Raw genomic sequence first — 19,471 nt, forward strand, 5'->3', positions numbered from 1 at the left:
AGCCCGCCAGCAACGATGCCTGGCGGGCAGTTGTCCAGACCGATATTTTAGTGCGCGTCGATAAACACAATCTTCAGCACAAACAGCAGCGCGACAACGATGACGCACGGGCTGAGATCGCGGAAACGTCCAGTACCGATTTTCATCACGCAGTAAGAGATAAAGCCCAGCGCAATACCTTCGGTAATTGAGAAGCTAAACGGCATCATCACGGCGGTAATAAACGCCGGAACCGCTTCAGTCAGGTCTTCCCACTTCACGCGCGACAGGCTTGATGTCATCAGGACACCAACGTAAATCAGCGCACCTGCTGCTGCATAGCCCGGTACCATTCCCGCCAGCGGCGACAGGAAGATAACCAGCAGGAACAGCAGGCCAACGACGACTGCAGTCAGGCCGGTACGGCCACCAACCGACACCCCGGAAGAGGATTCAATATAGGCGGTAACGGAAGAAGTCCCGATAAACGCCCCGGTAACCGACGACACGCTATCCACATACAGCGCCTGCTTCATGCGTGGGAACTTGCCCTTCGCGTCCGCCAGACCGGCTTTATCCGTCACGCCAATCAGCGTACCGGAGGAGTCAAACAGGTTGACCAGCATGAACGAGAAAATCACACCCGCCAGGCCAATGTTAAACGAACCGGCCAGATCGACATGTCCGATAACTGACATCACGCTCGGCGGCGCAGAAACGATACCGTTGTAATGGACATCGCCCAGCATCCAGCCCAGCAGCGTGGTTACAATGATGGAAATCAGCACCGCCGCATGAATATTACGTGACGCCAGAATCGCGATGATAAAGAAGCCCAGAATACCGAGCAGTACGCTGTGGGACGTCAGGTTACCGATAGACACCAGCGTGTCTTTGTTGGCGACGATAACACCTGCGTTTTTCAGCCCCATCATGCCGATGAACAGACCGATACCGCTGGTGATCCCCACTCGCAGACTAACTGGGATATTAGCAATCATCCAGTAACGTACGCGGAAAATGGTCAGCAGCAGCAGACCTACCGCGCCCCAGAAGATAGCACCCATACCGATCTGCCATGACAGGCCCATCGCGCCGACGACCACGAAAGCGAAAAATGCATTCAGGCCCATAGCAGGCGCAAGTGCGACCGGCAGGTTAGCAAATAGCCCCATCAGGATGCTACCAAAGGCAGCAATAAGGCAGGTGGTAACAAAGACTGCGCTGGTATCCATGCCAGCCACGCCAAGAATTTGCGGGTTAACAAAAACGATATACACCATCGTCAGGAAGGTGGTTAAACCGGCGATCACTTCGGTCCGTGCCGTCGTGCCATGTTCGCGCAGTTTGAACACGCGTTCCAGCATCCCCTGGCCAGAAGCCTGGGTTGTGTGTTGTTGACTCATTATCAATTTCCGAACAAGGAGGGAAAATTCGTCGCTATCCTATACCAAAATGCGACAATAGGGTTGGGTTATGAGCAACTTTTTTCATTGATTTTGCTTATACGGCAACGATTGCGTCGCCCAATAATGCATTACGAAAACGTTAAACTTGTTAAAACGGAAATGACATGTCCCAGATAGAAGCCGTATTTTTTGACTGTGACGGTACCCTTGTCGACAGTGAAGTGATTTGTTCTCGCGCGTATGTCAGCATGTTCCAGGCGTTTGGCATTACGCTCGATCTTGAAGAAATTTTCAAACGCTTCAAGGGGGTAAAGCTGTACGAGATCATCGACATTATCAACGAAGAGCACGGTGTCGAACTGGCAAAAGCCGATTTAGAACCGGTTTACCGCGCTGAGGTCGCACGTCTGTTCGATACCGAGCTGGAAGTCATTGCTGGTGCGAACACGCTGCTGGACAGCATGGCTGTGCCAATGTGCGTGGTGTCTAACGGTCCGGTCAGCAAAATGCAGCATTCGCTGGGTAAGCTGGGCATGTTGCACCATTTTCCTGATTTACTGTTCAGCGGCTACGATATCCAACGCTGGAAGCCCGATCCGGCCCTAATGTTCCATGCGGCAAAAGCAATGGACGTTAATGTTGAGAACTGCATTCTGGTTGATGATTCCAGCGCAGGCGCGCAGGCGGGGATTGCGGCGGGGATGGAAGTGTTCTACTTCTGCGCCGATCCGCATAACAAACCGATCGATCATCCAAAAGTCACGACCTTTACCGATCTGACACAGTTGCCGGAATTGTGGAAGGCACGGGGTTGGGATATTACCCGGTAATTATTTGTAGGCCCGGTAAGCTTGCGCCACCGGGCAATTGCCGGATGGCGCTAACGCTTATCCGGCCTACTTTCTACGTTTTTATCACTCTTTAGGATCTTTGCCCGCCAGCAGCTTATCCAGCTCATCGCCGCCCACGTGACGGAAGTCTTGTCCCTTCACGAAATAGAAGATGTATTCGCAGATATTCTGGCAGCGGTCACCGATACGTTCGATGGAACGTGCGCAGAACAGCGCGGTCAGCACGCTTGGAATGGTACGTGGGTCTTCCATCATATAAGTCATCAGCTGACGCACGATGCCTTCATACTCCTGGTCGACTTTCTTATCTTCGCGATAAATACGTACCGCTTCGTCGAGATCCATACGCGCAAACGCATCCAACACGTCGTGCAGCATCTGCACGGTGTGACGACCCAGCGACTCCAGACTTACCAGCAGCGGCTGGTGTTGTTGCGAGAACTTCTCCAGCGCGGTGCGGCAAATTTTATCTGCCACGTCGCCAATACGTTCCAGCTCAGCGATGGTTTTGATAATCGCCATCACCAGACGCAGGTCGCTCGCTGTCGGTTGACGCTTGGCGATGATGCGCACGCAGGCTTCGTCGATCGCCACCTCCATCATATTGACGTTCTTATCGCCTTCAATGACGCGCTTCGCCAGCTCGCTATCCTGATTGTGCATCGCCGTGATTGCATCAGAAAGCTGCTGCTCGACCATGCCGCCCATGGTCATCACCTGGGTACGGATGCTTTCCAGCTCTGCATTGAACTGGCCGGAAATATGTTTATTAAGGTTAAGGTTATCCACAACAAGCTCCTGAATCAGCCGTAACGACCGGTGATGTAATCTTCAGTTTGTTTCTTCGCGGGCTTGGTGAACAGATCGTCCGTGTTACTGAACTCAATCAACTCGCCCAGGTACATAAATGCCGTGTGATCGGAACAACGCGCAGCCTGCTGCATGTTGTGGGTAACGATAACGACGGTGTAATCCTCTTTCAGCTCAGTGATCAGCTCTTCGATACGCCCGGTAGAAATAGGGTCGAGCGCTGAACATGGCTCATCAAGCAGAAGCACTTCCGGGCGAATGGCGATGCCACGCGCAATACACAGTCGCTGCTGCTGACCACCCGAGAGAGAGTACCCGCTCTGGTGTAATTTATCTTTGGTTTCATTCCACAATGCGGCCTTGGTCAATGCCCACTGCACGCGTTCGTCCATATCCGCACGCGAGAGTTTCTCAAACAGACGTACGCCAAAAGCGATGTTGTCGTAGATGGACATCGGGAACGGCGTGGGCTTCTGGAATACCATGCCCACTTTGGCACGCAGCAGAGCGATATCTTGGGTATTGGTGAGAATATTGTCGCCATCCAGCAGAATTTCACCTTCCGCACGCTGCTCCGGGTACAGTTCAAACATTTTGTTGAACGTACGCAGCAGCGTCGATTTACCACAGCCAGAAGGCCCGATAAACGCCGTTACCTGGTTTTTCGCGATATCCAGGTTGATGTTCTTCAGGGCATGGAATTTGCCATAGTAGAAGTTCAAATCACGAACCTGAATTTTACCTGGGGCAGTATCAACCATACTCATTTCAATCTTTTCCTCATCCGGCGCCGCATCAGCCACGCCGTAAAAATTAACCGTGTTTCTTCTTCGCGAAAATGACGCGCGCCAGAATGTTCAGCAGCAGTACGCACAGGGTAATAATCAGTACCCCGGCCCAGGCCAGTTGCTGCCACTCAGCAAACGGGCTCATCGCAAACTTAAAGATAGTGACCGGCAGGTTGGCGATAGGCTGCATCATGTCGGTGCTCCAGAACTGGTTGGAGAGCGACGTAAACAGCAGCGGAGCCGTTTCACCTGCGATACGAGCAATTGCTAACAGAACACCTGTAATGATGCCCGAGACAGACGCCTTCAGGGTGATCGCAGAAATCATCTTCCATTTCGGCGTACCCAGTGCATAGGCGGCTTCACGCAGGCTATCTGGCACCAGCTTGAGCATGTTCTCTGTGGTACGAATAACAATAGGCACCTGCAGCAGCGCCAGCGCGATCACGCCCGCCCAGCCGGAGAAATGCTCCATTTTTGCTACCACGATGGTGTAAACGAACAGACCGACCACGATGGATGGCGCAGAAAGCAGAATGTCATTGATAAAGCGGATGACCTCAGCCAGCCAGGACTTACGCCCATACTCCGCCAGGTAGATACCCGCCATAATGCCGAGCGGGGTACCAAACACGGTCGCCCACAGAATCAACAGACCGCTACCGGCCAGGGCGTTCGCCAGACCACCACCCGCCGTATTCGGCGGCGGCGTCATTTCGGTGAACAGCGCTAGCGACATACCGTCAATGCCGCGGGTGATCGTGGACATCAGGATCCAAATGAGCCAGAACAGACCGAACGCCATGGTCGCCATAGAGAGCGTCAGCGCGATGCGGTTTTTCAGACGACGACGCGCCTGCATTTTACGGCGGGATTCCGCAAGCTGAGCGGTGTTTTGCATTTCAAGCGTAGCCATTAGCGTGCCCCCTCGTTCTTCGCAAGGCGCATGATCATGAACTTAGACGCAGCCAGCACGATGAAGGTGATCACAAACAGAATCAGACCCAGCTCCATCAACGCGGCAACGTGCAGCCCAGATTCCGCTTCGGCAAATTCATTCGCCAGCGCAGAGGTAATACTGTTGCCCGGCATGTACAGCGAGGCACTGTCGAGCTGGTAGGTGTTACCGATGATAAAGGTCACCGCCATGGTTTCACCCAGTGCGCGGCCCAGCCCCAACATCACGCCGCCGATCACGCCATTTTTGGTGAACGGCAGGACGATGCGCCAGATAACTTCCCAGGTGGTACAGCCGATGCCGTAGGCTGACTCTTTCATCAGTACCGGCGTTTGTTCGAACACATCACGCATAACCGCCGCAATGTACGGGATGATCATGATGGCGAGGATCACGCCAGCCGCCAGAATACCGATACCAAAAGCCGGGCCGGAGAACAGTGCGCCAACAAACGGAATGTTGGAAAGGATGTTTCCGACCGGCTCCTGGAAATAAGTCGCAAACAGCGGGGCAAAGATAAACAGCCCCCACATGCCGTACACGATACTCGGAATTGCCGCCAGCAGTTCAATAGCGATGCCCAGCGGGCGACGCAGCCAGCCAGGTGCAAGTTCAGTCAGGAACAGCGCAATGCCGAAACTCACCGGAACGGCAATCAGCAGTGCAATAAGTGAGGTAACCAGCGTACCGTAAATCGGTACTAAAGCACCGTAGATATCGTTCGGCGCATCCCAGTCTTTGGTCCACAGAAAGGAGAAACCAAATTTCTGAATGCTTGGCCAGGAGGAGATAACCAGAGAGACAATAATGCCACCCAACATCAATAGCACAATCAGCGCAGCCAGTCTTACCAGCGCGCTGAAGATCATGTCACCCTTTTTACCCGGTGGGTTAAAAGCAGGCTTGGTTGCAGCCATAAATCACTCTTTAAGTTAAACGCGTTTACGAAGTTGCCCATGCCGGATGGCGCTACGCTTATCCGGCCTACAAAGCGGGCCTACAGTCGAAACCGTAGGGCGGATAAGCGTAGCGCCATCCGCCAACTCGTTAAAGATATTCTATTAGTACAGCGCTTTACCGCTGCTGTCTTTCACGTTGGTCTTCCATGCAGCACGAACCTGCTCAACCACGCTGTCCGGCAGGCTGGCGTAATCCAGGTCGTTAGCCTGTTTGCCGCCATTTTTGTACGCCCAGTCGAAGAACTTCAGCACTTCTGCGCTCTGCTCTGGTTTCTTCGACTCTTTATGGACCAGGATGAAGGTGGTGGAAGTGATTGGCCACGCGTCGTCACCTTTCTGGTTAGTCAGATCCTGAGCGAAAGTTTTGCTCCAGTCAGCGCCTTTTGCGGCGTTAGCAAAGCTCTCTTCTGTCGGGCTTACCGGTTTGCCATCAGCAGAGACCAGCTTGGTGTACGCCAGGTTGTTCTGCTTAGCGTAAGCGTACTCAACGTAACCGATAGAACCCGGCAGACGCTGTACGAACGCAGCGATACCGTCGTTACCTTTACCGCCCAGACCGGTCGGCCAGTTCACAGTAGAGCCGGAGCCAATTTTAGATTTCCACTCTTCGTTTACTTTTGCCAGGTAACTGGTGAAAACGAAGGAAGTACCGGAACCGTCAGCGCGACGCACAACGGCGATATTCTGTGAAGGCAGCTTCAGACCCGGGTTCAGTTTGGTGATGGCTTCATCATCCCACTTTTTAATTTTACCGAGGTAGATGTCACCCAGCGTTTTACCGTCCAGCACCAGCTCGCCGGATTTCAGGCCCGGGATATTCACAGCCAGCACTACGCCACCGATCACGGTCGGGAACTGGAACAGACCTTCTTGCGCCAGTTTTTCGTCAGACAGCGGTGCATCAGAAGCGCCGAAATCAACGGTATTGGCCGTAATTTGTTTTACACCACCGGAGGAGCCGATACCCTGGTAGTTTACTTTGCTACCGGTCTCTTTCTGATAGGTATCTGCCCATTTGGCATACACTGGCGCAGGGAAGGTTGCACCTGCACCTGTCAGGCTCGCTGCTGCAAACGCAGAGAACGCGCTCATGGATAAGGTCGCGGCGACAACAGTTGCGACAGTGGTACGCATAACTTTCATAATGTCTCCTGCACGGTTTTCGTAAATCGTTGTTTGAGTTGCTACTGTGAGCAAAATAGGACAAACAGGTGACAGTTAAATGTACGAAATATGACAGTTTTATGACAACGAAAAATACGGGAAATTTTTTATCTAAAAATACATTTAAAACAAAAAGTTAGTCACAATCATGACAATAATATTTCGTTAGAATTTTCTTTTTATGACACTGAAAACAGTAGTTGAAGATGACGGTTTGTCACATAAAACAGGCGGGATAATTGATTAAAAACAGAACAAGTTTAAAAAAATGCCCCGCTTGTAGCAGGGCATTTCCAGTTCAGTTAAGCACGGATTATTCTACGGTAACTGACTTCGCCAGGTTACGCGGCTGATCGACGTCGGTGCCTTTAATCAGTGCCACATGATACGCCAGCAGCTGCAGCGGAACGGTGTAGAAGATCGGTGCAATCACCTCTTCCACATGCGGCATCTCGATGATGTGCATGTTTTCGCTGCTGGTAAAGCCAGCATCCTGGTCAGCAAAGACGTACAGCTGACCGCCACGGGCGCGAACTTCTTCAATGTTGGATTTCAGTTTTTCCAACAATTCGTTGTTCGGCGCAACCACGATAACTGGCATATCGGCATCAATCAGCGCCAGCGGACCGTGTTTCAGTTCACCTGCGGCATAAGCTTCAGCGTGAATATAAGAGATCTCTTTCAGCTTCAGCGCGCCTTCCAGCGCAATTGGATACTGATCGCCACGGCCAAGGAACAGCGCATGATGTTTGTCAGAGAAACCTTCTGCCAGAGCGGCAATGCGTTTGTCCTGAGACAACATCTGCTCAATACGACTCGGCAGCGCCTGCAGACCGTGAACGATCTCCTGCTCAATAGACGCATCAAGGCCTTTCAGACGGGACAGTTTCGCCACCAGCATCAGCAGAACGGTCAGCTGAGTGGTAAATGCCTTCGTGGAGGCCACACCGATTTCGGTACCGGCATTGGTCATCATCGCCAGGTCAGATTCACGCACCAGAGAGGAACCCGGAACGTTACAGATAGCCAGCGATCCCAGATAGCCCAGCTCTTTAGATAAGCGCAGGCCCGCCAGGGTATCCGCCGTTTCACCAGACTGAGAAAGGGTAATCATCAGGCTGTTACGACGCACGGCGGATTTGCGATAGCGGAATTCGGAAGCGATTTCGACATCACAAGGAATACCCGCCAGCGATTCAAACCAGTAGCGGGACACCATACCGGAGTTGTAAGACGTACCGCAGGCGATAATCTGGATATGCTCAACCTGAGACAGCAGCTCGTTGGCACGCGACCCCAGCTCGCTTAAATCCACTTCACCGTGGCTAATGCGCCCGGTCAGCGTATTTTTAATCGCGTTCGGCTGTTCGTAGATCTCTTTCTGCATGTAGTGGCGATAAATACCTTTTTCGCCCGCGTCATACTGCAGATTCGATTCGATATCCTGACGTTTCACTTCTGCGCCAGACTTGTCGAAAATAGAGACAGAACGACGAGTCACTTCCGCGATGTCACCCTCTTCCAGGAAGATGAAGCGACGGGTTACCGGCAGCAGCGCCAGCTGATCGGAAGCGATGAAGTTTTCGCCCATACCCAGACCAATCACCAGCGGGCTACCAGAACGGGCCGCCAGCAGGGTTTCCGGATTACGGGTATCCATGATCACCGTGCCGTAGGCACCACGTAGTTGGGGAATAGTGCGCAGCACGGCTTCACGCAGCGTACCACCCTGTTCCAGTTCCCAGTGCACCAGGTGAGCAATCACTTCGGTGTCGGTTTCAGAAACAAAGGTATAGCCACGCGTTTTCAACAGCTCACGCAGTGGTTCATGGTTTTCAATGATGCCGTTATGCACCACAACAATGTGTTCAGAAACATGAGGATGCGCGTTCGCTTCTGAAGGTTCACCGTGTGTCGCCCAACGGGTATGAGCGATACCTGTACCACCATGCAACGGATGTTCTTCCGCAGCAGCAGTCAGCATCTGCACTTTACCCAGACGACGCAGACGGGTCATGTTACCTTCAGCATCGACGACGGCCAGACCAGCAGAGTCATAACCACGATATTCCAGACGACGTAAACCTTCGAGAAGGATTTCAGCTACATCACGCTGCGCGATAGCGCCAACAATTCCACACATATTTTTTGATTCCGAATTTAGGCATTATGCCTGTCGTTGTCGCTGACCTGTATTTGCCCATTTCGGGCGCCCCGAGCCTTGTAGAGAGTGGGGTTATTTTTATGGTACTGCTTGTTGAGCGGAGGATTATGTTATCCCCTCATCTCTTGTGTGCCTGATGGCGCTTACGCTTATAAGGCCTACAGAACGTCACCGCACGTAGGCCGCCATCAGGCAAAAATCACTTACTTCTTCTTCACCGGACGCTGCCAGCCCTGTTTATGGACCTGAGGTACACGGCTTAATACCAGTTCGTTATCGGCGACATTACGCGTTACGGTGGTTCCGGCGGCAATCGTCGCACCTTTACCCACGGTGACAGGCGCCACCAGCTGAGTATCAGACCCCACAAACACATCATCACCAATAATGGTTTTAAACTTATTGGCGCCATCGTAGTTGCAGGTAATCGTACCCGCGCCGATATTCACGTTATCGCCAATTTCCGCATCACCCAGGTAGGCCAAATGACCGGCTTTGGAGCCTTTACCCAGACGCGCTTTTTTCATTTCGACAAAGTTACCCACGTGCGCGCCTTCCTGCAGCTCAGCCCCCGGGCGCAGACGTGCGAATGGACCAATGGTGCAAGCGGCTTCCAGATGCGCATCTTCCACCACACTATATGGACTAAGCTCGCAACCCTCACCAATCACGCTGTTTTTGATGATGCAGCCGGCGCCAATCTTGACGCGATCCCCAACGGTTACGTTACCTTCAATGATAACGTTAGTATCAATTTCAACATCGCGCCCATGAATAAGCGTACCGCGAAGATCAAAACGTGCCGGATCGCGCAGCATCACGCCTGCCAGCAGCAGTTTTTCTGCCTGCTCGGACTGATAAACACGTTCCAGACGGGATAGCTGAAGACGGTTATTCACCCCTTCAGTTTCGCTAATGCGTGCCGGATGTACTGCAGCAATTTCACGTCCTTCCTGATACGCCATCGCGATGATATCGGTGATGTAGTATTCACCCTGCACGTTGTTGTTGGTCAGTTTAGACAGCCAACGCTTCATGTCAGCACCGTTGGCAATCAGGATACCAGTGTTTATTTCCTGGATTTGACGCTGCTCGTCGGTGGCATCTTTATGCTCAACGATACCCGTGACATTGCCGTTATCGCGGGTAATTCGGCCATAACCGGTTGGGTCATCAAGTTTTACCGTTAGCAAGCCAATCCCGCCCTGCGGTTTGGCTTCACGCAGGCGACGTAAGGTATCGGTAGAGATCAGCGGCACATCGCCATAGAGCATTAAAATGTCTTCATCATCACCAAAGAATGGCGCCGCCTGCTGCATTGCATGGCCGGTACCCAACTGTTCCGCCTGCAGAACCCAGTTCAGATTGCCATCTTTCAGCGTCTGCTTGAGCAAATCACCACCGTGCCCGTAGACCAGATGTACGTGAGTCGCACCTAATTCATTAGCAGCATCAATGACATGCTGAACCATCGGTTTTCCTGCGAGGGTATGCAGCACTTTAGGGAGATCGGAATACATACGCGTGCCTTTGCCTGCGGCAAGGATCACGACGCTCATAGCATTATTCAACATACACATCCTGACTGTAATTTGAGAACGAATTTATACCGTTTCACATTGAAAATACTACATTTTTTTCAGCGTGAAATGGACCGAAGATAAAACGTTCAACAGGGGTAATTCCCCATCTGATAACTCACTATTTTCGTCTAAATCAGTATCTTTTGTCTGCCAAAAACCTGGGGGCTGCTCTTATTAAAGCCTTAGGTTAATGTTTTTGCTATTTTTTCACCGCATGAATAAAGAGTTACACATGCAAAGCCCGATTTTATTTATGTGATTCAGTGAGAAACCGAAAATGCGTACGCGAAATAAAAAGTTGAGGGAGAAGAGTAGGGGAGGGGATTTATAACAACAAGTGGCGCTGACTGATAAACCATATCAAGCATCGCGCCACAGGACAGGCAGGTAAAGTCTAAAAGCTCATATTGCTGAACATGGCGATGATTTTATTGAGTAATTTCATGTTGGCATCTCTTTTTATCTGATTTTATTATGTGACACACATCACATAAAAAGAGTCTACGCCGCATTTTTTAGCCAATCAATATTTTTATGATCTAAATCACAAAACAGCTTTCAATTTAAATGTTCTTGCAGCAAAAGCAAAAAAAAGCCAGCCTGGAAACCAGACTGGCCTTTATGCTTTTCAAGCCGGTGTTACATCGCTTTTTTGGTCAACTCGATAACGCGCAGTTTCGCGATCGCTTTGGCCAGTTCCGCAGATGCCTGAGCGTAATCCACGTCACCATGAGAGCTCTTGATGTGCTCTTCAGCCTTACGCTTCGCTTCCAGGGCTCTCGCTTCATCGAGATCCTGTCCGCGAATCGCGGTATCAGCCAGAACGGTCACGCTGCCAGGCTGCACTTCGAGAATGCCGCCGGACAGGTAGATAAACTCTTCATGACCGAACTGTTTAACGATGCGGATCATACCAGGCTTAATGGCGGTGAGCAGCGGTGCGTGACCCGGGAAAATACCCAGTTCACCTTCACTACCCGTTACCTGGATTTTCTCGACCAGACCAGAGAACATTTGTTGCTCTGCGCTGACGACGTCCAGGTGGTAAGTCATTGCCATATCACCCTCCGATTAAGGCGTTAAAGTTTTTTGGCTTTTTCCACGGCTTCGTCGATAGAACCAACCATGTAGAACGCCTGCTCTGGCAGGTGGTCGTATTCGCCTTCCATGATGCCTTTAAAGCCACGGATGGTGTCTTTCAGGGAAACGTATTTGCCCGGAGAACCGGTGAATACTTCCGCAACGAAGAACGGCTGGGACAGGAAGCGCTGAATCTTACGTGCGCGTGCTACCACCAGTTTATCTTCTTCAGACAGTTCATCCATACCCAGGATGGCGATGATGTCTTTCAGTTCCTGATAACGCTGCAGCAGGGACTGTACGCCACGCGCGGTGTCGTAGTGTTCCTGACCAACAACCAGCGGATCCAGCTGACGGCTGGTGGAGTCCAGCGGGTCAACTGCCGGGTAGATACCCAGAGATGCGATCTGACGGCTCAGTACCACGGTTGCATCCAAGTGAGCAAAGGTGGTTGCTGGGGATGGGTCAGTCAAGTCATCCGCTGGTACGTATACCGCCTGAACGGAGGTGATAGAACCGGTTTTGGTGGAGGTGATACGTTCCTGCAGAACACCCATCTCTTCCGCCAGGGTCGGCTGGTAGCCTACCGCTGATGGCATACGACCCAGCAGTGCAGATACTTCTGTACCGGCCAGGGTGTAACGATAGATGTTATCAACGAACAGCAGAACGTCACGACCTTCGTCACGGAACTTCTCAGCCATGGTCAGACCGGTCAGCGCAACACGCAGACGGTTTCCCGGCGGCTCGTTCATCTGGCCATATACCAGGGATACTTTGTCCAGAACGTTGGAGTCGGTCATTTCGTGGTAGAAGTCGTTACCCTCACGAGTACGTTCACCTACGCCCGCAAACACGGAGTAACCGGAGTGTTCGATCGCGATGTTACGGATCAGCTCCATCATGTTTACGGTTTTACCTACACCCGCACCACCGAACAGACCAACTTTACCGCCCTTAGCGAACGGACACATCAGGTCGATAACTTTGATACCGGTTTCCAGCAGTTCCTGAGAGCTTGACAGCTCTTCGTAGGAAGGTGCTGCACGGTGGATAGCCCAACGCTCTTCTTCACCGATATCGCCTTTCATGTCGATCGGGTGACCCAGAACGTTCATGATACGACCCAGCGTTGCTTTACCTACCGGGACTTCGATCGGGTGCTCGAGGTCTTTAACTTCCAGACCACGACGCAGACCGTCAGAAGAACCCATTGCGATGGTACGTACGATACCGCCGCCGAGCTGCTGCTGAACTTCCAGCACCAGGCTCTCTTTACCATTCATAACCTCAAGAGCATCGTACACGCGCGGTACGGCATCCTGAGGGAATTCGACGTCAACCACGGCGCCGATTACCTGGACAATTTTTCCAGTAGCCATCTTGAATCCTCTACGAATTAACCTGGTTATACCGCGGATGCACCACCGACGATTTCGGTGAGTTCCTGAGTAATGCTGGCCTGACGAGCTTTGTTGTATACCAACTGCAGCTCTTTAATCAGGCTGCCGCCATTGTCGGTCGCGGCTTTCATCGCCACCATACGTGCGGCCTGCTCGCTGGCCAGGTTTTCTACCACGCCCTGATAAACCTGAGACTCGACATAACGACGCAGCAGGGTATCCAGCAGCGCTTTCGGGTCTGGCTCATACAGGTAATCCCAGGATTTACGCTTCAATTCATCATCATCTGATGCCGGCAGAGGCAGCAGTTGGGTGATGGTTGGCGTCTGAGACATGGTGTTAATAAATTTGTTGCTGACAACGTACAGTCTGTCCAGGCGACCTTCATCGTAGGCCTGCAGCATCACTTTAACCGGACCGATCAGTTCGGACAGGGAAGGGTTATCCCCCATACCGGTTACCTGAGCAATCACATTACCGCCAACGGAGTTAAAGAAAGACACGCCCTTAGAGCCGATCATTGCGATATCGCACTGAACGCCTTTATCGGACCATGTTTTCATATCCGCCAGCAGCTTTTTGAACAGGTTAATGTTCAAGCCACCGCACAGACCACGGTCGGTCGACACCACCAGGTAGCCCACGCGTTTAACGTCGCGTTCTTCCAGGTAAGGGTGCTTATATTCCAGATTACCATTCGCAAGGTGACCAATCACTTTGCGCATGGTCTCTGCATAAGGACGGCTGGCCGCCATGCGATCCTGCGATTTACGCATTTTGGAAGCGGCGACCATCTCCATCGCTTTAGTGATCTTCTGCGTGTTCTGGACGCTTGCGATCTTACTACGTATCTCTTTTGCGCCGGCCATGAGCTTCTCCTCAATGCCTTGCGGTCCACCCTAAAGCAGACCGCCAGACGTTACCAGGACTGGGTTGCCTTGAAGGAATCGAGGATAGCTTTCAGCTTGCCTTCGATTTCATCGTTATAGCCACCGGACTGGTTGATCTCTTGCATCAGCGGAGCGTGGTCACGGTCAACGTAAGCCAGCAGAGCGGCTTCGAAGCTACCGATTTTCGCCAGTTCCACATCTTCGAGGTAACCGCGTTCAGCCGCGAACAGCACCACACCCTGCTGTGCAACAGACATTGGCGCATACTGTTTCTGCTTCAGCAGTTCAGTTACTTTCTGACCGTGGCTCAGCTGCTTACGAGTAGCTTCATCCAGGTCAGAAGCGAACTGAGAAAACGCTGCCAGTTCACGATACTGCGCCAGCGCGGTACGAATACCACCGGACAGTTTCTTGATGATCTTGGTCTGCGCTGCACCACCAACACGAGATACGGAGATACCCGGGTTAACTGCCGGACGAATACCGGAGTTAAACAGGTTGGTTTCCAGGAAGATCTGACCATCGGTAATAGAAATTACGTTGGTCGGAACGAACGCAGAAACGTCACCCGCCTGGGTTTCGATAATCGGCAGAGCGGTCAGGGAGCCGGTTTTACCTTTAACTTCACCATTGGTGAACTTCTCAACGTATTCCGCGTTTACGCGGGATGCGCGTTCCAGCAGACGGGAGTGGAGGTAAAATACGTCGCCCGGGAATGCTTCACGTCCTGGTGGACGACGCAGCAGCAGGGAAACCTGACGGTAAGCAACAGCCTGTTTAGACAGGTCATCGTAAACGATCAGTGCATCTTCACCGCGGTCACGGAAGTATTCGCCCATTGCGCAACCGGCATATGGTGCCAGGTATTGCAGTGCAGCAGATTCAGACGCGGTCGCCACAACAACGATGGTGTTGGACAGTGCGCCGTGTTCTTCCAGTTTACGAACCACGTTAGAAATGGTGGACGCTTTCTGGCCGATAGCCACGTACACACATTTGATGCCGGAATCACGCTGGTTGATGATGGCATCGATTGCCATCGCGGTTTTACCTGTCTGACGGTCACCGATGATCAGCTCACGCTGGCCACGACCGATTGGGATCATGGCATCAACAGATTTATAACCGGTCTGTACTGGCTGGTCGACGGACTGACGTTCGATTACGCCTGGTGCGATAACTTCGATTGGCGAGAAGCCATCGTTATCAACCGGACCTTTACCGTCAATCGGGGAACCCAGAGTGTTCACCACACGACCCAGCAGGCCACGGCCAACCGGAACTTCCAGAATACGACCCGTACACTTAACCTTCATGCCTTCGGCGAGGTCAGCGTATGGACCCATCACAACTGCACCTACGGAGTCGCGCTCCAGGTTCAGTGCGATAGCGTAACGGTTACCCGGCAGGGAAATCATCTCACCCTGCATACAATCGGCCAGGCCGTGAATGCGGATAACACCGTCACTTACAGAAACAATAGTACCTTCGTTGTGAGCTTCGCTCACAACATTGAACTGAGCAATGCGCTGCTTGATCAGTTCGCTGATTTCGGTGGAATTCAGTTGCATGCTCCAGTCCCCTTAAGACTGCAAGACGTCTGCAAGGCGTTCAAGACGGCCGCGTACGCTGCCATCAATGACCATATCACCCGCTCGGATGATTACGCCTGCCATTACAGACTTATCGATTTTGCAATTCAGCTTAACTTTGCGTGACAGACGTTTTTCCATCGCTGCGCTAATCTTCTTAAGCTGTTCATCACTCAGTGCATTGGCAGAAGTAACTTCTACCTCAGAGATAGCCTCACTGGCTGCACGCAGGTGAATAAACTGCTCAAGAACATCCGGGAGCGCATTCAGACGGTTATTTTCAGCCATTACCCGAATCAGGTTTTGGCCGCTTTCGTCCAGTTGCTCACCGCATACGGCGATAAACGACTCAGCGAGCGTTTCCGGCGCCAGCGCGCCAGAGAGAAGCTCTGCCATTTGTTCGTTTTTTGTCACCTCAGCGGCAAACATCAGCATATCCTGCCAACGGTCAACGCTTTGGTGCTCAACGGCAAAGTCAAAAGCTGCTTTGGCGTAGGGGCGAGCTACCGTAACAAATTCAGACATCAGCCCCTCCCTCCTTACAGTTCAGCGACAAGTTTGTCCACGATGTCGCTATTAGCAGCTTCATCCACGGAACGTTCGATGATCTTCTCGGCGCCAGCAACAGCCAGGATAGCAACTTGCTTACGCAGCTCTTCGCGAGCACGTTTACGCTCGGCTTCAATTTCCGCCTGCGCCTGTGCCACGATTTTAGTACGTTCCTGCTCTGCTTCAGTTTTAGCTTCGTCCAGGATCTGAGCACGGCGTTTGTTCGCCTGCTCGATGATTACCTGAGCTTCCGCCTTCGCTTTTTTCAGCTGGTCGGTCGCGCTGGCCTTTGCAAGGTCAAGATCCTTATGTGCTCGTTCTGCAGAAGCAAGGCCGTCAGCAATTTCTTTTTGACGTTTTTCGATGGCAGCCATTAAAGGCGGCCATACGTACTTCATGCAGAACAGAACGAACAGGACAAACGCGATGGCCTGGCCGAGGATTGTTGCGTTAAGATTCACAGCACAATGCCTCTATCTAGTTAACGTTCTGATATTGCTCTTAATTCAAGCAACGCTTACTACGCGACAGCAAACATCACGTACAGACCCAGACCTACAGCGATCATTGGGATTGCATCCACCAGACCCATAACGATAAAGAACTGAGTACGCAGCAGAGGAATCAGATCCGGTTGACGCGCTGCGCCTTCCAGGAATTTACCCCCGAGGATGCCGATACCGATCGCAGCACCGATTGCCGCCAGACCCATCATCACAGCGGCAGCAATGTACAGCAGATCCATATTCAGGTTTTCCATGACAGTCTCCAGTTTGTTTCAGTTAAAACGTAGTAGTGTTGGTAAATTAATGCTCTTCAGATGCCATCGACAGATAGACAATCGTCAGAACCATAAATATGAAGGCTTGCAGCGTGATAATCAGTATGTGGAAAATGGCCCACGGCACATTCAGGATCCACTGTGACCACCACGGCAACAGACCAGCAATCAGAATGAAAATCAGCTCACCAGCGTACATGTTACCGAACAGTCGCAGACCAAGTGAGATTGGTTTGGACAGCAGGCTTACCCCTTCAAGGATTAAGTTGACAGGGATGAACGCCCAGTGATTGAACGGCTGCAGCGTCAACTCTTTCGCGAAGCCACCGATGCCTTTCATTTTGATGCTGTAGAACAGAATGAGGATAAATACGCCCAGCGCCATCGACAGGGTGATGTTCACGTCAGCTGACGGAACCACACGCAGAGCCGGTAGGCCAAAGATATGCTCACCGATGTACGGCAGCAGGTCGATAGGCAGCAAATCCATCAAGTTCATCAGGAATACCCAGACGAAAATCGTCAGGGCCAGCGGAGCAATCAGCTTGCTTTTGCCATGGTACATGTCTTTCACGCTACCATGCACAAAGCCGATTACCAGCTCAATCGCAGTCTGAAATTTACCTGGTACGCCGCTGGTCGCCTTTTTGGCTACGCTACGGAACATAAGTAGGAACAACAGACCCAGAACCACCGAGAAGAAAATGGAGTCAATATTGAGCGTCCAGAAGGTGGCTGGGGGGTTGTGCGGATCCACCAGCGAGAATGTACGTAGGTCCAACTGAAGGTTATTCAGATGGTGTCCTATGTAATCCTGCGGCGTCATATTTTCTGAAGCCATGATGCCTTTACCCTTTGTTGTTAATTACAGCCGGCGCCAGTATCTGAACCACCAGCACCAAAACCCACGTAACGATCAGCGGCATGAATACCGCTTTCAAAACAGCCAACGCCACCACCAACAACACCAGCATAGCTAATACCTTGAAGGCTTCGCCGAAAGCGAACGTCCAGGCTACTCGGCCTTTAGCTGGTGTATGTGCCTGGTGACGCCAGGCAAATATCATAAACAACACATTAGGCAGTAACACTGCCAATCCACCGCACAATGCGGAGATGCCCCAGAAAGGGTCTTTGAGGCTAAATAGCAGTCCACTTGCTATTACCGCCAGAAACTGTGTGAGCAAAAGCTTACGAGCAACGTTTCGACTCAAGAGCGACATAGACATCACGTTTTTACTCCTGCTCCCTTCGAGGTATGCCGCGTGTCGTATAAAACGTTCTTTATGGCTTAGAGTCAAGCATCAAAAAGCGGTCAAATTATACGGTGCGCCTTCTCGATTTCAAACAATAAGTAGCTAAAAAGTGAATAAATGTTTAAATATTTTTCGCTACGCCACATTTATCACTTTTATGCAAACTGTGAACGATCATGCAAAACTGCAAAAGCCGCGTAAACACTGGCTGCAAAGCGTGCACCAGATCACATATTAAGCATATTCGCCCCGGCACTATTTATTTACTTGGCAAATGATGCCATTTCAACTTTTTGATATTTAAGCCTAAAATTCGTTACTGTTTTAAAAATAGCGAATAACAACAAAAAAACCACCCATTGACATTTATAATAAAAAATTAACACGAGCGGTGATTCTTTGATTCTATTTTTAGCAGGCTGATATTTTCACAGCTGACTTGTTTCACTTTTAACAAAAAACGGTACGTTATAGTTATGATGCAAAACCGTAAGGCATTAGTGAAATGTAACGACATTTAACCACACTATTCCTTATGACTTTTAACACCCGAAGAACCGTTTTTTTTCTATTTTTTTTGATAAAAATTAAATTTTGTTTGGCTTAATAACCACCAGATGACGTTCACCATCCAGTTGCGGAACGCGTAATTTTTCGACCGACTCGACGCTGAATTCTGCAGGCAACGAGGCAATTTCATCTTCAGGCAACTGCCCTTTTAGCGCATAAAAACGCCCTTCCTGACCAGGCAAATGATGGCACCAGCTCACCATATCATTGAGTGACGCGAAAGCACGGCTAATCACCCCATCAAACGGCGGCTCCGAAGGGAATTCTTCAACGCGACTTTGCACTGGAGTGATGTTAGTAAGCGCAAGCTCATGCTGCACCTGGCGCAAGAAACGAACGCGTTTTCCCAGGCTATCCAGCAGTGTGAAATGCGCTTCAGGACGTACGATGGAGAGAGGGATTCCCGGTAGGCCCGGACCAGTGCCGACATCGATAAAACGCTCGCCCTTCAGGTACGGCGCGACGACAATGCTGTCCAGAATATGGCGCACCAGCATTTCGTTGGGATCACGCACCGACGTCAGGTTGTACGCTTTGTTCCATTTATGCAGCATATCGACATACGCAATCAGCTGATTTTTCTGGTGATCGGTAAGAGAAATACCGGCATCAGCCAGCAGACGAGAGAGTTTGTTGAGCACGGTCGTTACCTGTAAATAATCTATTGCCCGACGCGCTGTCGCTT

At 51.3% G+C, this 19,471-nt stretch carries 19 protein-coding genes; 1 reads left to right on the forward strand and 18 read right to left on the reverse strand.

The window, feature by feature from the left end; genetic code table 11:
* Positions 1-47: 47 nt before the first annotated feature.
* Entirely contained in the window at positions 48-1,385 is a 1,338-nt protein-coding gene (gene adeP / locus WC1_RS01385) for an adenine permease AdeP (protein ID WP_003840586.1), read from the reverse strand.
* Positions 1,386-1,552: 167 nt separating this feature from the next.
* Between adeP and yieH the strand changes: the two genes are divergently transcribed.
* Positions 1,553-2,218: a 6-phosphogluconate phosphatase gene (yieH, locus tag WC1_RS01380; RefSeq protein WP_016151219.1), complete on the forward strand. Its 666-nt coding sequence runs from the start codon at positions 1,553-1,555 to the stop codon at positions 2,216-2,218.
* Between the two features lie 84 nt (positions 2,219-2,302).
* Here the strand turns inward: yieH and phoU are convergent, their stop codons facing one another.
* The 17 genes from phoU to rsmG form a co-directional block, all read right to left on the reverse strand.
* Complete coding sequence (gene phoU, locus WC1_RS01375; protein WP_003023824.1) at positions 2,303-3,028, reverse strand: phosphate signaling complex protein PhoU; 726 nt, start codon at positions 3,026-3,028, stop codon at positions 2,303-2,305.
* A gap of 14 nt (positions 3,029-3,042) precedes the next feature.
* Positions 3,043-3,816, reverse strand: coding sequence for a phosphate ABC transporter ATP-binding protein PstB (gene pstB, locus WC1_RS01370; RefSeq protein WP_003023821.1), 774 nt, complete (start codon positions 3,814-3,816; stop codon positions 3,043-3,045).
* 46 nt (positions 3,817-3,862) lie between these two features.
* Entirely contained in the window at positions 3,863-4,753 is an 891-nt protein-coding gene (gene pstA / locus WC1_RS01365; RefSeq protein ID WP_003023819.1) for a phosphate ABC transporter permease PstA, read from the reverse strand.
* Positions 4,753-5,712 (reverse strand): phosphate ABC transporter permease PstC, encoded by a 960-nt coding sequence (pstC, locus tag WC1_RS01360; RefSeq protein ID WP_003023817.1) that lies wholly within the window; start codon positions 5,710-5,712, stop codon positions 4,753-4,755. The genes pstA and pstC overlap by 1 nt, the downstream gene beginning before the upstream one ends.
* A gap of 144 nt (positions 5,713-5,856) precedes the next feature.
* On the reverse strand, positions 5,857-6,897 hold the full coding sequence (pstS, locus tag WC1_RS01355; protein ID WP_003023814.1) for a phosphate ABC transporter substrate-binding protein PstS: 1,041 nt from the start codon (positions 6,895-6,897) through the stop codon (positions 5,857-5,859).
* Positions 6,898-7,231: 334 nt separating this feature from the next.
* On the reverse strand, positions 7,232-9,061 hold the full coding sequence (gene glmS / locus WC1_RS01350; RefSeq protein ID WP_003023813.1) for a glutamine--fructose-6-phosphate transaminase (isomerizing): 1,830 nt from the start codon (positions 9,059-9,061) through the stop codon (positions 7,232-7,234).
* A 224-nt stretch (positions 9,062-9,285) separates the two neighbouring features.
* The gene (gene glmU, locus WC1_RS01345) at positions 9,286-10,656 is read right to left on the reverse strand and encodes a bifunctional UDP-N-acetylglucosamine diphosphorylase/glucosamine-1-phosphate N-acetyltransferase GlmU (protein WP_016151220.1); all 1,371 of its coding nucleotides are present in this window, start codon (positions 10,654-10,656) and stop codon (positions 9,286-9,288) included.
* A 648-nt stretch (positions 10,657-11,304) separates the two neighbouring features.
* On the reverse strand, positions 11,305-11,724 hold the full coding sequence (locus WC1_RS01340) for a F0F1 ATP synthase subunit epsilon (protein ID WP_003023809.1): 420 nt from the start codon (positions 11,722-11,724) through the stop codon (positions 11,305-11,307).
* 20 nt (positions 11,725-11,744) lie between these two features.
* Complete coding sequence (gene atpD / locus WC1_RS01335; RefSeq protein WP_003023806.1) at positions 11,745-13,127, reverse strand: F0F1 ATP synthase subunit beta; 1,383 nt, start codon at positions 13,125-13,127, stop codon at positions 11,745-11,747.
* Positions 13,128-13,153: 26 nt separating this feature from the next.
* On the reverse strand, positions 13,154-14,017 hold the full coding sequence (atpG, locus tag WC1_RS01330; RefSeq protein WP_003023804.1) for a F0F1 ATP synthase subunit gamma: 864 nt from the start codon (positions 14,015-14,017) through the stop codon (positions 13,154-13,156).
* A gap of 50 nt (positions 14,018-14,067) precedes the next feature.
* The gene (gene atpA, locus WC1_RS01325; RefSeq protein ID WP_003023802.1) at positions 14,068-15,609 is read right to left on the reverse strand and encodes a F0F1 ATP synthase subunit alpha; all 1,542 of its coding nucleotides are present in this window, start codon (positions 15,607-15,609) and stop codon (positions 14,068-14,070) included.
* Between the two features lie 12 nt (positions 15,610-15,621).
* Positions 15,622-16,155, reverse strand: a complete 534-nt coding sequence (atpH, locus tag WC1_RS01320; RefSeq protein ID WP_003023799.1) for a F0F1 ATP synthase subunit delta — start codon at positions 16,153-16,155, stop codon at positions 15,622-15,624.
* A gap of 14 nt (positions 16,156-16,169) precedes the next feature.
* Entirely contained in the window at positions 16,170-16,640 is a 471-nt protein-coding gene (atpF, locus tag WC1_RS01315) for a F0F1 ATP synthase subunit B (protein ID WP_003023796.1), read from the reverse strand.
* 59 nt (positions 16,641-16,699) lie between these two features.
* Positions 16,700-16,939, reverse strand: coding sequence for a F0F1 ATP synthase subunit C (gene atpE / locus WC1_RS01310; RefSeq protein ID WP_003023794.1), 240 nt, complete (start codon positions 16,937-16,939; stop codon positions 16,700-16,702).
* A 46-nt stretch (positions 16,940-16,985) separates the two neighbouring features.
* The gene (gene atpB / locus WC1_RS01305) at positions 16,986-17,801 is read right to left on the reverse strand and encodes a F0F1 ATP synthase subunit A (protein WP_003023792.1); all 816 of its coding nucleotides are present in this window, start codon (positions 17,799-17,801) and stop codon (positions 16,986-16,988) included.
* Positions 17,802-17,808: 7 nt separating this feature from the next.
* Complete coding sequence (gene atpI, locus WC1_RS01300) at positions 17,809-18,189, reverse strand: F0F1 ATP synthase subunit I (protein ID WP_003023790.1); 381 nt, start codon at positions 18,187-18,189, stop codon at positions 17,809-17,811.
* A gap of 614 nt (positions 18,190-18,803) precedes the next feature.
* Positions 18,804-19,427, reverse strand: coding sequence for a 16S rRNA (guanine(527)-N(7))-methyltransferase RsmG (gene rsmG, locus WC1_RS01295; RefSeq protein WP_003023788.1), 624 nt, complete (start codon positions 19,425-19,427; stop codon positions 18,804-18,806).
* Positions 19,428-19,471: the final 44 nt, after the last annotated feature.

This window comes from Citrobacter sp. KTE30, from assembly GCF_000398825.1.
Classification (GTDB): domain Bacteria; phylum Pseudomonadota; class Gammaproteobacteria; order Enterobacterales; family Enterobacteriaceae; genus Citrobacter; species Citrobacter freundii.